Origin of the sequence: Actinocatenispora rupis (assembly GCF_016861975.1) — a bacterium.
Lineage (GTDB): Bacteria > Actinomycetota > Actinomycetes > Mycobacteriales > Micromonosporaceae > Actinocatenispora > Actinocatenispora rupis.
Window position 1 is genome coordinate 16,014 of sequence record NZ_BOMB01000008.1, and the last position, 15,117, is coordinate 31,130.

At 69.4% G+C, this 15,117-nt stretch carries 13 protein-coding genes and 2 pseudogenes; 9 read left to right on the plus strand and 6 right to left on the minus strand.

Features of this window, described 5'->3' with window-relative positions; all coding sequences use genetic code 11:
* Nucleotides 1–24: 24 nt before the first annotated feature.
* Nucleotides 25–498, plus strand: coding sequence for a VOC family protein (locus tag Aru02nite_RS06725; RefSeq protein ID WP_203655779.1), 474 nt, complete (start codon nucleotides 25–27; stop codon nucleotides 496–498).
* Nucleotides 499–600: 102 nt separating this feature from the next.
* Here the strand turns inward: Aru02nite_RS06725 and Aru02nite_RS06730 are convergent.
* A pseudogene (locus Aru02nite_RS06730) lies at nucleotides 601–891 on the minus strand (4a-hydroxytetrahydrobiopterin dehydratase); the annotation flags it as partial.
* Nucleotides 892–1,075: 184 nt separating this feature from the next.
* Between Aru02nite_RS06730 and Aru02nite_RS06735 the strand changes: the two are divergent.
* A complete protein-coding gene (locus tag Aru02nite_RS06735) occupies nucleotides 1,076–1,507 on the plus strand; it encodes a (deoxy)nucleoside triphosphate pyrophosphohydrolase (protein WP_239076461.1) in 432 nt (143 codons plus the stop codon).
* Nucleotides 1,504–2,010, plus strand: coding sequence for a DUF1990 domain-containing protein (locus Aru02nite_RS06740; RefSeq protein WP_203655782.1), 507 nt, complete (start codon nucleotides 1,504–1,506; stop codon nucleotides 2,008–2,010). The genes Aru02nite_RS06735 and Aru02nite_RS06740 overlap by 4 nt, the downstream gene beginning before the upstream one ends.
* A 12-nt stretch (nucleotides 2,011–2,022) precedes the next feature.
* Here Aru02nite_RS06740 and Aru02nite_RS06745 read toward each other — a convergent pair whose 3' ends face one another.
* The 5 genes and pseudogenes from Aru02nite_RS06745 to Aru02nite_RS06765 all read right to left on the minus strand — a co-directional run bounded on the left by Aru02nite_RS06745 (nucleotide 2,023) and on the right by Aru02nite_RS06765 (nucleotide 7,280).
* Nucleotides 2,023–2,955, minus strand: a complete 933-nt coding sequence (locus tag Aru02nite_RS06745; RefSeq protein WP_239076462.1) for a YobF C-terminal domain-containing protein — start codon at nucleotides 2,953–2,955, stop codon at nucleotides 2,023–2,025.
* Between the two features lie 95 nt (nucleotides 2,956–3,050).
* Nucleotides 3,051–3,812 (minus strand): annotated as a pseudogene (locus Aru02nite_RS06750) (succinate dehydrogenase/fumarate reductase iron-sulfur subunit); the annotation flags it as partial.
* Complete coding sequence (locus Aru02nite_RS06755) at nucleotides 3,812–5,737, minus strand: fumarate reductase/succinate dehydrogenase flavoprotein subunit (protein WP_203655785.1); 1,926 nt, start codon at nucleotides 5,735–5,737, stop codon at nucleotides 3,812–3,814. The gene Aru02nite_RS06755 and the pseudogene Aru02nite_RS06750, both read right to left, overlap by 1 nt.
* Nucleotides 5,738–5,762: 25 nt before the next feature.
* Nucleotides 5,763–6,599: a succinate dehydrogenase subunit SdhC gene (gene sdhC / locus Aru02nite_RS06760; RefSeq protein WP_203655786.1), complete on the minus strand. Its 837-nt coding sequence runs from the start codon at nucleotides 6,597–6,599 to the stop codon at nucleotides 5,763–5,765.
* A gap of 291 nt (nucleotides 6,600–6,890) precedes the next feature.
* The gene (locus tag Aru02nite_RS06765; RefSeq protein WP_239076463.1) at nucleotides 6,891–7,280 is read right to left on the minus strand and encodes a 4a-hydroxytetrahydrobiopterin dehydratase; all 390 of its coding nucleotides are present in this window, start codon (nucleotides 7,278–7,280) and stop codon (nucleotides 6,891–6,893) included.
* A 222-nt stretch (nucleotides 7,281–7,502) separates the two neighbouring features.
* Here Aru02nite_RS06765 and Aru02nite_RS06770 point away from each other — a divergent pair, with 222 nt between their 5' ends.
* The 6 genes from Aru02nite_RS06770 (at nucleotide 7,503) to Aru02nite_RS06795 (ending at nucleotide 14,872) form a co-directional block, all read left to right on the plus strand.
* The gene (locus tag Aru02nite_RS06770) at nucleotides 7,503–8,549 is read left to right on the plus strand and encodes an ABC transporter permease (RefSeq protein WP_203655788.1); all 1,047 of its coding nucleotides are present in this window, start codon (nucleotides 7,503–7,505) and stop codon (nucleotides 8,547–8,549) included.
* Nucleotides 8,550–8,646: 97 nt separating this feature from the next.
* Complete coding sequence (locus Aru02nite_RS06775) at nucleotides 8,647–9,636, plus strand: ABC transporter permease (protein WP_203655790.1); 990 nt, start codon at nucleotides 8,647–8,649, stop codon at nucleotides 9,634–9,636.
* 20 nt (nucleotides 9,637–9,656) lie between these two features.
* Nucleotides 9,657–10,730, plus strand: coding sequence for an ABC transporter ATP-binding protein (locus Aru02nite_RS06780; protein WP_203655791.1), 1,074 nt, complete (start codon nucleotides 9,657–9,659; stop codon nucleotides 10,728–10,730).
* Nucleotides 10,727–11,767 carry an ABC transporter ATP-binding protein gene (locus Aru02nite_RS06785; protein ID WP_373324853.1) on the plus strand — a complete coding sequence of 347 codons (1,041 nt, stop codon included), beginning with the start codon at nucleotides 10,727–10,729 and terminating at the stop codon, nucleotides 11,765–11,767. The genes Aru02nite_RS06780 and Aru02nite_RS06785 overlap by 4 nt, the downstream gene beginning before the upstream one ends.
* Nucleotides 11,768–11,912: 145 nt before the next feature.
* Complete coding sequence (locus tag Aru02nite_RS06790) at nucleotides 11,913–12,902, plus strand: ABC transporter permease (protein ID WP_203655792.1); 990 nt, start codon at nucleotides 11,913–11,915, stop codon at nucleotides 12,900–12,902.
* Between the two features lie 224 nt (nucleotides 12,903–13,126).
* The gene (locus Aru02nite_RS06795; protein WP_203655793.1) at nucleotides 13,127–14,872 is read left to right on the plus strand and encodes an ABC transporter substrate-binding protein; all 1,746 of its coding nucleotides are present in this window, start codon (nucleotides 13,127–13,129) and stop codon (nucleotides 14,870–14,872) included.
* Nucleotides 14,873–15,117 lie beyond the last annotated feature (245 nt).

Here is a 15,117-nt window from a genome sequence, read left to right on the forward strand (position 1 = left end):
GCGCGTGACGCAGAGGAGCCGACGATGGACAAGCTCAACCCGTGCCTGTGGTTCGACACCCAGGCGGAGGAGGCGGCAGAGTTCTACACGAAGGTCTTCCCGAACTCCCGGATCGTCGAGATCTCCCGGTACGCCGACAACGTGCCGGACCGGGCCGGCACCGTACTGACGGTCGCGTTCGAGCTGGACGGTACCCGGTTCGTGGCGTTGAACGGCGGGCCGGAGTTCACGTTCTCCGAGGCGGTGTCGTTCCAGATCAACTGCGCCGACCAGGCTGAGACCGACCGGTACTGGGAGGCGTTGACGGACGGCGGCGAGGAAGGTCCGTGCGGCTGGCTGAAGGACCGGTTCGGGGTGTCGTGGCAGGTGGTGCCGACGGAGATGATGGCGCTGCTGCAGGACCCGGATCCGGCCCGTGCGGCGCGCGCCACCGCGGCGATGATGCAGATGAAGCGCCTGGACGTGGCCGCGATCCGGCGGGCCGCGGACGGCGCCTGACCGGGCGCGGCCGGCGCGTCAGGCGGTGTCGCTGACCGAGTGGTCGTCGGCGCCGCGGCGCCAGAACCACACGCGGGAGTGCCGTTGCGGGGGTGCCTGGAACGGCCCGGCGATCGTCCGGTACGCGTCCTCGATACGTGCGGCGAGCGCGACCTGGGCGGTGGTCAGCACGTCGCCGTCGACGGGGTCCAGGCCGATCTGGGTACAGCCGTCCGTACGGTGCAGGTCGGGGCGCAGCCGCATGGCGTCCGCCACGACCTTGATCCGTTCGGTGAGTTCGGCGTGCTGTGACTCGGTGATGTCGAGGGTGCGGTGTATGCCGCCGCGGTCTCCCTGCCATCCGTCCAACTGCGCGAGTGCCTCGCGCAGGATCTCGTCGTTGAGTGTGGACATACGGCCCCTTCGAGGCGCTCTCGGTGACCGGTTCGTGACCGGCCATTCGACTCGCCGCTGACGGTTGGTGGCTTGAGTGTGCCGTTATCTTCCCGTGATGTCCACGCCCACTTTTCGGCCAAACCATCAGATTGCACCCGAGGCTTCGCGCTTCGGCCAGGGAAATCTGGCACTCTTGTGGCCCGTGACGAGCATTCCGCAACCCGATCCGGACACCGCCCCCGTGCGCGGTACCGGCGTGATCGTCGGCGCGGCGATCGTGCGTGCCGGGCGGGTCCTGGCCGCGCAGCGCGCCACCCCGGCCGCGGCCGCCGGCCGCTGGGAGTTCCCGGGCGGCAAGGTCGAGCCGGGCGAGTCGGAGCACGACGCGCTGGTCCGCGAGTGCGAGGAGGAGCTGGGCGTACGGGTGGCGGTGCTGTCCCGGATCGGCGCCGACGTCCCGATGGTGAACGGCGCGGTCCTCCGCCTGTACCTGGCCCGCCTGGTGGAGGGCGAGCCGCGGGCGCTGGAGCACGCGGAGCTGCGCTGGCTGGCGGCCGACGGCCTGGACACCGTGCCGTGGCTGCCCGCGGACGCGCCGCTCGCCGCCGCGCTCCCGCCGTACCTGGTGTCGTGACGGACGACCCGACGTACCCGGAGGTCGGTGCGACGCGGGCGGGTGCGCTGCCGACCGGCTACCGGCACGTCCGCCGGACCGTACGGCTGGGCAGTGGACCGGAGCCGTTCCACCGGCTCGTCGCGGGCATGGCCGACTGGCGCATCCACCGCGACGCCGGCCTCACCGTACGGGTGGACGGGCCGCCGACGCCGGGTCTGCGGTTCGTGACCGGGATCGGGTTCGGCCCGCTGCGGCTGTCCGCACCGTGCCGGATCGTCTGGTTCGTCGACGAGCCCGACCGGTATGGCTTCGGCTTCGGCACGCTGCCCGGCCACCCCGAGCGTGGCGAGGAGTCCTTCCTCGCCGAGTGGACCGCCGAGGACGACGTGTACTTCCACGTCACCGCGTTCAGCCGCCCCGCCGCCTGGTACGCGCGGCTCGGCGCGGCGCCCGCCCGTCGCGTCCAGGACCGCGTCACCGACCGGTACGTCGCGTCCGCCGTCGCCCTCGCCGGCCCCTGACGGGGCGCGGGTTCAGCCGAGCGCCGCGCGCAGCGTCGCGTACGTCGGGGCGAGGTCGCGCAGGATCGCCGCGACCGCCGCGTCGTCGCCCGTGACCAGCGGGTACTGGAGCGCGCCGACGAGTCGGGCCTGGTCGTCGGCGGTCGCGGCGGCGTCGGTGCGGCCGAGTTCGGCGAGGTGCCGGGCGGCGTCGGACAGCCGCCGGGCGCCGCAGCGTACGGCGAAGTACGTGAAGTGGGCGCGGGTGTCGTCGGGCAGCCCGGCGTCGGCCTGGTCGGCGAGCCGGTGCAGGCCGGCGGCGCCACCGAGGGTGCCGGGCGGGGCGGGACGGTGCCCGTCGGACAGCCACGCCGCCGCGTACGCCAGCGACGCGTGCCGTGCCGCGTCCGCCGACACCGCCCGCACCGTACGGAAACCGGACCGCATCCGGTACTCCGCCGTCAGGTACGGCACGCCGGCGCCGCGCCACGCGGTGACGAACGCGTCGGCGGGCAGCGTGGCGTACGGGTGGCCGTGCGGGTCGTGCAGCCGCACCGTGTCGCCGTCGACACCGAGTACGAGGACGTAGTGGTCGATGACGCCGGTGGGCGTGCCGGGCTGGTACAGCAGCAGGCCCATGTCGAGGGGTCCGGCGACCACGGGGCCGTCGGCGACGGCGGCGCGGAGCCGGGCGAGCGCGTCGGCGGGCGTACCGCCGTCGGTGCGGTCGCAGGCGAAACCGAGCAGGTCGAGCGCCTGGTCCAGCCCCGCCTCCGGATCCCAGCCGTACGGGTCGAACAGCGGCAGCGTGCCGCCCAGCAGTTCGAAGCCGAACGCCGACCCGGTCAGGAACTCGACGAGGTCCGGCGTGGCGGCCCCGGCGAGGGCCATCGCGACGGAGTTGGCGTAGCAGTACGGGCCGGAGCCGACGTAGGTGACCATGCCGGCCAGTACACCGGCTGACACGGTGTGAGGGTCAAGACGCGGAACGGCCGGCGCACCCTCGGGTACGCCGGCCGTCCGTCGTGCGTGGGTCAGCCGCGCCGGCCGTCGGCGGGCTTCTCCGGCATGCCGGGGCGCCGGAAGATCTTGCGGCCCAACCAGAAGATCGGGTCGTACCGCCGGTCGACGACGCGTTCCTTCATCGGGATGATCGCGTTGTCGGTGATGTGGATGCCCTCCGGGCACACCTCGGTGCAGCACTTGGTGATGTTGCAGTACCCGAGGCCCTGCTCGGCCTGCGCGACCTCCTTGCGGTCGTCCTTCGCGTCGAGCGGGTGCATGTCCAGCTCGGCGGCCCGGATGAACAGCCGCGGCCCGGAGAACGCCTGCTTGTTCTCCTCGTGGTCGCGCACCACGTGGCAGGTGTTCTGGCAGAGGAAGCACTCGATGCACTTCCGGAACTCCTGCGAGCGCTCCACGTCGACCTGCTGCATCCGGTACTCGCCCGGCGCGACGCCCTCCGGCGGCGCGAACGCCGGCATCTCCCGCGCCTTGCGGTAGTTGAAGGAGACGTCCGTGACCAGGTCGCGGATGACCGGGAAGGTACGCAGCGGCGTGACGGTGACGGTCTCGTCACGCCCGAACGTGCTCATCCGCGTCATGCACATGAGCTTCGGCATGCCGTTGATCTCGGCGGAGCAGGAGCCGCACTTGCCGGCCTTGCAGTTCCACCGTACGGCGAGGTCCGGCGCCTGCGTGGCCTGCACCCGGTGGACGATGTCGAGGACGACCTCGCCCTCGTTGACCTCGACGTCGAAGTCGACCAGGTCGCCGGTCTCGTCGTCGCCCCGCCAGATCCGGAAGTGGCGCTGGGTGCCCATCAGTTCTCCTCTTCCTCGTCGGCGGCCCCGTCCCCGGACGGCGCGGCGTCGTACGCGGTCAGCTCCTCCTCGGTCACGTACTTGGCCAGCTCGGCCCGGTCGAACAGGTGCTGGAGACCCATCGGCATCACCGGCATCGGCTGGCGTACCACGTCGACGTCGCCGGCGGGGGAGGACGAGCAGACCAGGTTGACCTTGCGCCACTCCGGGTTCATGCCCGGGTAGTCGTCGCGGGTGTGGCCGCCGCGGCTCTCCTGCCGCTCCAGCGCGGCGCGCGCGACGCACTCGCCGACCAGCAGCATGTTGCGCAGGTCCAGGCACAGATGCCACCCCGGGTTGTACTTGCGCCCCGGCGGCGCCGCGACCGCGTCGACCCGGGCCCGCAGCTCGGCGATCCGCTTGACCGCGGTGGTCAGCTCCTCCTCCCGGCGGATGATGCCGACCAGGTCGTTCAGCGTCTGCTGGAGTTCGGAGTGCACCTCGTACGGGTTCTCGCCGCCCTCCCGGGCGAACGGCGCCAGCGCCTCCTCGCTCGCCGCGTCGACGTCCGCCTGCGCGACCGCCGGCCGCTCGGCCAGACCGTCCACATAGGACGCCGCGCCCTCGCCGGCCCGCTTGCCGAACACCAGCAGGTCGGACAGCGAGTTGCCGCCGAGCCGGTTCGACCCGTGCATACCGCCGGACACCTCGCCCGCCGCGAACAGCCCCGGTACTGCCGCCGCAGCGGTGTCCGGGTCGACCTCCACGCCGCCCATCACGTAGTGGCAGGTGGGCCCGACCTCCATCGGCTCCTTCGTGATGTCCACGTCCGCCAGTTCCTTGAACTGGTGGTACATCGACGGAAGGCGCTTGTGGATGTAGTCGGCGGACCGGCGCGACGCGATGTCCAGGAACACGCCGCCGTGCGGGGATCCGCGCCCGGCCTTGACCTCGGCGTTGATCGCGCGGGCCACCTCGTCCCGGGGCAGCAGCTCCGGCGGCCGCCGGTTGTTGTCCGGGTCGGTGTACCAGCGGTCGCCCTCGTCCTCGGTCTCCGCGTACTGCTTGCGGAAGACGTCCGGCACGTAGTCGAACATGAACCGCTTGCCCTCGGAGTTGCGCAGTACGCCGCCGTCGCCGCGGACCGACTCGGTGACGAGGATGCCCTTCACCGACGGCGGCCACACCATGCCCGTCGGGTGGAACTGCACGAACTCCATGTTCAGCAGCTTCGCCCCGGCGCGCAGCGCGAGCGCGTGCCCGTCCCCGGTGTACTCCCAGGAGTTGCTGGTCACCTTGAACGACTTGCCGATGCCGCCGGTCGCCAGCACCACCGCGGGCGCCTCGAACAGCACGAACTCGCCCGACTCCCGCTGGTACCCGAAGGCGCCGGCGATCCGGCCGTCGGTGACGAGCAGCTCGGTCACGGTGCACTCGGCGAAGACCTTGATCTTCGCCTCGTAGTCGCCGGTCTCGGCGAAGTCGTCCTGCTGCAACGACACGATCTTCTGCTGCAGCGTACGGATCAGCTCCAGGCCGGTGCGGTCACCGACGTGCGCCAGCCGCGGGTACTCGTGCCCGCCGAAGTTGCGCTGGGAGATCTTGCCGTCCGGCGTACGGTCGAACAGCGCGCCGTACGTCTCCAGTTCCCAGATCCGCTCCGGCGCCTCCTTGGCGTGCAGCTCCGCCATCCGCCAGTGGTTCATGAACTTGCCGCCGCGCATGGTGTCGCGGAAGTGGACCTGCCAGTTGTCGTTCGGGTTGACGTTGCCCATCGCCGCCGCGGCGCCGCCCTCGGCCATCACGGTGTGCGCCTTGCCGAACAGCGACTTGCAGATGATCGCGGTCCGCTTGCCGGCCAGCCGCGCCTCGATCGCGGCGCGCAGCCCGGCGCCGCCGGCGCCGACGACCACGACGTCGTAGGAGTGCCGCTCGATATCGGTCATGACTTGTCTCAGCCGCCTTGAAGATCTAGTGAATGAAGCGCAGGTCGGTCAACGTGTTGGAGGAGACCAGACCGATGTACGCGTCGGTCAGGGTCAGCGTCCCCAGCGTGATCCAGGCCCACATCATGTGCCGCTCGTTGAGCTTGGAGACCCACATCCACATCCGGTACCGCACGGGGTGCCGGGAGAAGTGGTTGAGCCGGCCGGCCGTGATGTTGCGGCACGAGTGGCAGGACAGCGTGTACATCCACAGGCAGACCACGTTGCCGACGAGGATGATGTTGCCCAGCCCGAACCCGAACCCGCCGCCCTTCCCGTGGAAGGCCAGCACCGCGTCGTACGTGTTGATCAGCGAGATCAGGACCGCGACGTAGAAGAAGTAGCGGTGAAAGTTCTGGATGATCAGCGGGAACCGCGTCTCACCCGAGTACTTCCGGTGCGGCTCGCGTACCGCGCACGCCGGCGGCGACTGCCAGAACGACCGGTAGTACGCCTTGCGGTAGTAGTAGCAGGTCAGCCGGAAGGCCAGCAGGAACGACAGCGTCACGATCGCGAACGGGATCAGCGGCGGGAACTCCGGCAGTGGCCGCCCGAAGTGCGCCGCCTCCGGGATGCACGACTTGCTGAGACACGGCGACGCGAACGGCGTCAGGTAGTGGTAGGCCCCGACCCAGTAGTACTTCTGGGTGGCCGCGCGGACCACCGCGTACACCAGCCATGCGGTCAGGCCGAGCACGGTGATGAGCGGCTGGAACCACCAGCGGTCGGTCCGGAGCGTCCGGGCCGCGATGCCGGCCCGCCCTCCGCCGGCCGGGCCGGCCGACCCGGGCTCGCGGGTCGGCGGGGTTGCGGTCGTCGTCATTGACTCGCTCTCCTGCGTTGCGATCCTCGGCCACCCGTCCGGCAGCCGCCACACTTACCGACAATTCGGGCTCAGTGCGCATACGCGCATATACGTTACGCCGCGCGATCTTCGGTGTGTGCGCAGGAGTCTCCCGCGTTGACAACCGAATCGGAAGACCCGAGGTAACGATCGTCGTAGCGGGCCTGTCCGGCAGCTCGGTTGATCTTGTCGGTAAACCCCGCCGCCGCTACGGTGCGTGAGTTACCCGCGAGTACCCCCGTGTACGGGTCGGGTCGGCCGGCGGTACCGTCAGCGCGGGTGGTCGAGTACCCGGTCGATCGTGGCGGCCATCGTCAGATCGGCCTCGGTCACCCCGCCGAGGGCATGGGTGACCAGCGAGAAGGTGACGGTCGTCCAGCGGATGTCGATGTCCGGGTGGTGCCCGGCGGTCTCGGCCGCGTCGGCCACCGCGTCGACCGCGCGGATGCCCGACAGAAAGTCCGGTGCGGTGTAGCTACGCGTAATCTCTGTGGTGTCGCCGCGCCACGCTGGCAGGGCACGGAGCCCGTCGGCGACCTGCTGAGCGGATAGTAAGGTCCCCATGTGCGCAACGGTGCGGGTCGAGGCGACCGATGGCAAGCGGATCGCCGATATCAGAGTCTGGGATTTGGCTGGACACCCGGCCGCACCGTCCGTCACCAGCCCCGCCGTACCCGACTCAACGGGACAAATCCCGATGCGCGATCGGCGCGTAGTCGCGGCCCGGTTACGCGATCAGGGGACTTGTTACCAAGCTGATGCCGCCAGGAACTCAAATCGGCGGACAGGGATGGATAGTTTTCGCACCGAAGTCGGGCGCGCAGCATGCCCGGACGGGGTCGTGACTCGCGGACCCTGGCCAGCCCGGAGGGAGCAGGATCGATGACGCAGACCCCAGCGGGTCCCCACGACTACGCGGAGGCCCCGGCCGGTGGCCTCGCGGTGGGCGAGGCACCCCTCGGCGAGCCCGGCGAGGAGGTCGTCGCCGCCGGGGGCAAGGCCATCGTCGGCCGGTCTCCCGGCCAGCTCGCGTGGATCCGGTTGAAGCGTGACCGCGTGGCCCTGGTCAGCGGGATCGTACTGGTGGTCATGTTCATCCTGGCGATCGCCGCCCCGTTGATCTCGAAGCTCTACGGGGCGAACGCCACGGACCAGCACTCCGACCTGCTCGACACGTCGGGATACCCGCTGGGGTACCTGGGCGGGATCAGCGGGTCGCACTGGCTCGGCCTGGAGCCGCAGCTCGGCCGGGACGTGCTGATGCAGCTCATCTACGGGATGCGCACCTCGCTGGTGATCGCCTTCGTGTCGGCGATCATCACGGTCGCGATCGGCATCATCATCGGCATCATCGCCGGGTACGCGGGCGGTGTGGTCGACTCGATCCTCAACTGGGTGATCGACCTGGTGCTGGCGTTCCCGTTCTTCATCTTCTGCCTCGCCGCCATCCCGGTCGTCACCGACGCGGTGTACGGCTCGCGCGGCGACGTCTCGGCACTGTTCCGGGTCGGCCTGATCATCGGCGTGTTCGCCTGCTTCAGCTGGACGTACCCGGCGCGGTTGGTGCGCGGTCAGGTGCTGTCGCTGCGGGAGCGGGAGTTCGTCGAGGCGGCGCGGGCGGCCGGCGCGGGCATGGGGCACATCCTGTTCCGCCAGCTCCTGCCGAACATCTGGGCGCCGATCCTGGTGGTCTTCTCGCTGAACGTGCCGTCGTTCATCACCGGTGAGGCGGCCCTGTCGTTCCTGAACATCGGCGTGGTCGAGCCGACGCCCGACCTCGGCCGGATGATCAACAACGGTACCTCGTTCCTGCAGACCGACCCGTTCTACACGATGGTCTCCGGCGCCACGATCCTGATCCTGGTGCTGGCGTTCAACCTGTTCGGCGACTCGGTGCGGGACGCCCTCGACCCCAAGTCGTCGCGGTGACCGCGGCTTCCGGTGCCGCCGGCGGTAGGCCGGCGGCCGTCGTAACGGATGGATCCACAGTGGACAGCACGATGAGCGCCGATCGGCGAGGTGTGTGATGGCTCGGTACCTGATCCGGCGGATCCTGCTCGCCGTCGTGACGATGTTCGCGGTGAGCGTGCTGACGTTCCTGCTGTTCTTCGCGGTGCCGACCTCGCCGGCGTACGTGATGTGCGGCAAGCAGTGCGACGCGCACGCGATCGCGCAGACCGAGCAGCGGCTCGGCCTCGACAAGCCGATCGTCACGCAGTACGGCGAGTTCATGAAGGGCATCGCCGTCGGCCGGACGTACGGGACGGGCGACCTGGCGGTCAAGTGCGACGCGCCGTGCCTCGGCTTCTCCTTCCGTACCAACGAGCCGGTCACCGACATCATCAAGCGGACGCTGCCGGTGACGGTGAGCGTGGTGGTCGGTGCGCTGGTCATCCAGCTCGTCATCGGTGTCGGGCTGGGGATGATATCCGCGCTGCGGAGAGGCACCGCGTTCGACAAGGCGGCGGTCGGCGTCAGCCTGGTCGGTGCGTCGATGCAGATCTACTTCTTCGGCCCGATCCTGTTGTTGATCTTCGTGTACTCACTGCACTGGCTACCGAACCCGGCCTACACGTCACCGTTCGACGATCCGTTCAAGTGGTTCACGCAAATGATCTTGCCCTGGGTCACCCTCGGCTTCCTGAACTCCGCGATCTACGCCCGGCTCTCCCGGGCCCAGATGCTGGAGACGCTGTCCGAGGACTTCGTGCGGACCGCCCGGGCCAAGGGCCTCCCCAAGCGCAAGGTGTACGCGCGGCACGCGCTGCGGGCCGCCATCACCCCGATCGTCACGATCGCCGGCCTGGACCTGGGCGGGGCGCTGGGCGGTGCGGTCATCACCGAGACGGTGTTCGGCGTCAACGGACTCGGGCGTACGTCGGTGAACGCGGTGAACGACCTCAACCTGCCGGTCGTGATGGGCACCGTGCTGCTGGCGGCGTTCTTCATCATCTGCATGAACATCATCGTCGACGTGCTGTACTCCGTCATCGACCCGCGCGTGCGGCTGAGCTGACCGGAAGAGAGTAGGGAAGAGTGACTGCCACAGCATCGTCCGCCGCGACGTCCGGCGTCGCGGACGACCGGCCGTACCTGGAGGTCGACGACCTGCGGGTGCAGTTCAAGACCGAGGACGGCATCGTCCGCGCGGTCGACGGCATCTCGTTCGCCCTGCCGCGCGGCCGTACGCTCGGCATCGTCGGTGAGTCGGGCTCGGGCAAGAGCGTCACGAGCCTGACCGTCATGGGTCTGCACAACGCGGCGCGTACCCGGATCACGGGGTCGATCAAGCTGGACGGTCGGGAGATCGTCGGCCTGGACGACGAGCAGGTCCGCCGGATGCGCGGCCGCGACGTGGCGATGATCTTCCAGGACCCGCTGTCCGCGCTGCACCCGTACTACACGATCGGCAAGCAGATCTCCGAGGCGTACCTGGTGCACCACCCGGGGCGCAAGGCGGAGGCGCGCAAGCGGGCCATCGAGATGCTCGACCGGGTCGGCATCCCACAGCCGAAGAAGCGCGCCGACCAGTACCCGCACGAGTTCTCCGGCGGTATGCGGCAGCGCGCGATGATCGCGATGGCGCTGGTCAACGACCCGTCGCTGCTGATCGCGGACGAGCCGACGACGGCGCTGGACGTGACGGTCCAGGCGCAGATCCTGGACCTGCTGGAGGACCTCCAGCGGGAGTTCAACTCGGCGATCATCATGATCACGCACGACCTGGGCGTGGTCAGCCAGGTCGCCGACGAGGTCATGGTGATGTACGGCGGGCACGCGATCGAGTTCGGCTCGGTCGAGCAGGTGCTCCGCTCGCCCCAGCACCCGTACGCGTGGGGCCTGCTGCAGTCGGTGCCGTCGCTGCGCGGCAACGCCGAGGAGGACCTCGACCCGATCCCGGGCAGCCCGCCGAGCCTCATCAACCTGCCGTCCGGGTGCGCGTTCCACCCGCGCTGCGCGTACAAGATGGTCGGCGGCGGGCCGTGCGACCTTGAGGTGCCGGAGTTGCTGCCGACCGCCGACGCCGGGCACGTGGTGGCCTGCCACCTGCCGGAGAACGAGCGCCGGCGGGTCTACGAAGAAGAGATCAAGCTGGGGGCCGCGCAGTGAGCGATCCGATTGTCGAGTCCGCCGGCACGGCGGTGAAGCAGCCCTCGTCCGACGGGACGCCGCTGCTCTCGGTGGAGGGCCTGACCAAGCACTTTCCAGTACGCCAGGGTGTGTTCGGCGGCAAGGCGCTGGTGCGCGCCGTCGACGGCGTCGACTTCAGCGTGGACCGGGGCCAGACACTGGGCCTGGTCGGCGAGTCCGGCTGCGGCAAGACCACCACCGGCCGGATGGTGGTGAAGCTGCTGGAGTCGACCTCGGGCCGGATCATGTTCGAGGGCCGCGACATCACGCACATGAACCGTGCGCAGATGCGGCCGCTGCGACACGACCTGCAGATCATCTTCCAGGACCCGTACTCGTCGCTGAACCCGCGGCACACGGTCGGCAAGATCGTGGCGATGCCGTTGCAGGTCAACGGGATCACCCCGCCCGGCGGGGTGAAGAAGCGGGTGCAGGAGCTGCTGGAGACGGTCGGCCTCAACCCGGAGCACTACAACCGTTACCCGCACGAGTTCTCCGGCGGTCAGCGGCAGCGCATCGGTATCGCCCGCGCGCTCGCCCTGCGGCCGAAGCTGATCGTCGCGGACGAGCCGGTGTCGGCGCTGGACGTGTCGATCCAGGCGCAGGTCATCAACCTGCTGCGGGAGCTGCAGCGCGAGTTCGACCTGGCGTTCGTGTTCATCGCGCACGACCTGGCCGTGGTCCGGCACTTCTGCCAGCGCATCGGCGTCATGTACCTCGGCAAGATGGTCGAGGTCGGTGACCGGACGCAGATCTACGAGGAGCCGGCCCACCCGTACACGCGGGCGCTGCTGTCGGCGGTGCCGGACGTGACGAAGATCGGTACCGAGGGCCGCGAGCGGATCCGGCTGGAGGGCGACGTACCGACGCCGCTGAACCCACCGTCCGGCTGCCGGTTCCGTACCCGGTGCTGGAAGGCGCAGGAGAAGTGCGCCGAGGTGGAGCCGCCGCTGCTGCAGATCGGTACGGGTCAGCAGGTGGCCTGCCACTTCCCGGAGACCGGCCCGGTTTCCTGACCCTGTTCGTCGACGGCGCCCGCACCGGTTCACGGTGCGGGCGCCGTCGTGTCGACGCGTGTTCGTAGCGTGGCCGTGACCCATGGCCGGGCGAACATGCCTACCGTCTGGGCCGACTGTCCTTCGACGGTGCGAGGTGTCGGCAATGATTCGGTACCTGATCAAGCGTCTCGTGTTGGCGGTACTGGCGATGGTCGCGGTGAGCGTGCTGACGTTCCTGCTGTTCTTCGCGGTGCCCACGTCCCCCGCGTACGTGATGTGCGGGAAGCAGTGCACCGCGCACGACATCGCGCAGACCGAGCAGCGGCTGGGGTTGGACCAGCCGATCGTGGTGCAGTACGCGGACTTCATGAAGGGCATCGTCGCGGGCCGCACGTACGGTTCGGGCGAGCTGGCGGTGCACTGCGACGCGCCGTGCCTGGGCTTCTCGTTCCGTACCAACGAGCCGGTGACGTCGATCCTGGCCCGGACGGTACCGGCGACGACGAGCATCGTGGTCGGCGCGACGGTGATCCAGCTGGTGGTGGGTGTGGGGCTGGGCATGGTGTCGGCGCTGCGCCGGGGCACCGCGTTCGACCGGGCGGCGGTGGGGACGAGCCTGGTCGGCGCGTCCATGCAGATCTACTTCTTCGGCCCGATCCTGCTGCTCCTCCTCGTGTACCAGCTGCACGTGCTGCCCACGCCGGGGTACACGTCGCCGCTGGCCGATCCGGGGATGTGGTTCGAGCAGATGCTGTTGCCGTGGCTGACGCTCGGGTTCCTCAACTCGGCCATCTTCGCGCGGCTGTCCCGGGCCCAGATGCTGGAGACCCTGGCCGAGGACTTCGTGCGTACGGCTCGCGCCAAGGGCCTGTCCAGGTGGCGGGTGTACGCGCGGCACGCGCTCCGTGCGGCCATCACCCCCATCGTCACCACCGCCGGCCTGTACCTCGGGGCGGCGCTGGGCGGTGCGGTCATCACCGAGACGGTGTTCGGCGTCAACGGCCTCGGCCGCGCGTCGGTGGACGCGGTCAACCAGCTCAACCTGCCGGTGGTGATGGCGACCGTGTTGCTGGCTGCGTTCTTCATCATCGTGATGAACGTCGTGGTCGACATGTTGTACTCGGTGATCGACCCACGGGTGCGGTTGGGCTGACAGACCACCCCGGCCGGCGCAGGAACCACGCCGTGGTTGGCATCGCTGAGACCGTCTCGTTGCCGGCCTGTGACTCGGCCGGCCCGGGATGTGACTAGGTTCTCTGTGAACCAGCTTCACTGGTGCATTGTCTCCGCGGTGCGGGGCCGTGCGCCGGTGGGCACAACGCCGCCGCGGTTGCGTGGGAGGGCCCGAGCGGCACGAGGTTGCCAGGAGGTTATGGAATGCGACCCAGACTGGCCGTGGCCGCCGCCGGCGCCATGGTCGTGGTCGCGGCGCTCGGGGCCTGCTCGAAGAACACGGGCAGCAACGAGGGCGGCGGCTCCACCGTGCAGAAGAACACCGGGGGTATCGCGACGAACCCCAAGGACTCGCAGGGCCCCGCGCCCGCGGTCGCCGGTGCCAAGAAGGGCGGTGACCTGCAGATCCTGCAGGACTCCGACTTCGAGCACCTGGACCCGCAGCGCACGTACGTCGTTCAGGCCATGTCGGCGGAGCAGCTGTTCGCGCGCACGCTGACGATGTTCCGGCAGGACAAGGGCGGCAAGCTGACCCTGGTCGGCGACCTGGCCACCGGTCCGGGCAAGGACCTCGACGGCAACAAGTGCATGAACTGGGAGTACACCCTCAAGGACGGGCTCAAGTACGAGGACGGCTCGCCGATCACGGCCAAGGACGTGGCGTACGGGATCTCCCGTTCGTACTCCAGCCAGATCGCGGAGGGTCCGCACTACCTGGCGCAGTGGCTGTCGAACGAGGCCGAGTACAACAAGACCTACAAGGGCCCGTACAACGGTGGCGCGGACATCGCGCCGGGCCTGGAGGTCAAGGGCGACAAGACGCTCCGCTTCCACTTCAAGCAGCCGCACTGCGACCTGCCGTTCGCGCTGCAGCTGCCGACCTCGGCGCCCGTGCCGAAGGCCAAGGACACCGGCGCGAAGTACGACAACAAGCCGTTCTCGTCCGGGCCGTACAAGGTGAAGCAGTACATCCGCGGTACCAAGCTGGTGCTGGAGCGGAACAAGTACTGGGATCCGAAGACGGACCCGATCCGGCACGACTACGCGGACACCATCAGCTACACGTTCGGCCCGACGGACGTGACGCAGACCAACCGGCTGATCGCGGACTCCGGCCCCGACCAGTACGCGGTGGCTCAGCAGAACGTGCCGCAGACGTTGCTGCCGAAGGTGAACGGCGACTCCACGCTGAAGTCGCGGACGATCGCCGGCCAGGCCCCGTTCGTGTACTACGCGGCGGTCAACACGCAGAACATCAAGGATCTGAAGACGCGCCAGGCCATCGCGTACGCGATCGACCGTAAGGCCGTCATCCAGACCCTGGGCGGTTCGCAGCTCGCCGACCCGGCGTACACGCTGCTGTCGCCGACCGTGCTGGGCCAGCAGGACTACAAGGCGTTCGACGGTGGCCCGAGCGGCAACCCGGCGAAGGCCAAGGAGTTGCTGGGCGGCAAGCACCCGCAGATCGTGTTCGGCTACCGCAACAACCCGTGGGGTCAGCGGCTCGCGCCGTCGATGCAGCAGGCGCTGGAGAAGGCCGGGTTCAAGGTCGTCCTCAAGCCGGTCGACGCGGAGAACTACTTCACCGAGCTGGGTCGTAAGAACAACGCCTTCGACCTGTACGTGACGGACTGGGCGGCGGACTGGCCGACCGGTGCCGCGGTGATGCCGGTGCTGACCGACGGCCGCACGATCCAGGCCAACGGCAACAACGACGTGTCGTACTACAACGACGACGCGTACAACGCCAAGCTGGACGCGGCGAGCAAGGTGCCGGCCGCGCAGGCCGGTCCGAAGTGGGCTGCGCTGGACAAGGAGTGGGCGCAGACCGCGGCGACCATTCCGATCTACTACTCGAAGAGCCTGTCGCTGACCGGCTCGAAGGTGGGCGGCGTCGAGCTGTCGACCGACCTGGGTACGAACCTCTACACGAGTGCGTACCTGAAGTAGCAACGGTTCCGCCCTCCGGCGGCCGGCACCCCACGGGTGCCGGCCGCCGGCTTTTTTCTGCTCGTACGCGGATCGTGGAGGTTTTCTACGACCGTATTGAGACCCGGTCGTTGTCCCGCCGTGATGCCCGGCCGCGGGCCGCCCGCTACGTTCTCTGCTCATGGCGTGCTGTGGCACACGCCATACCGGGGGTGGCGTGGGTCACCCCCGTTGCTGTAGGGCCGGCAGGCCGACTGGGAGGACGG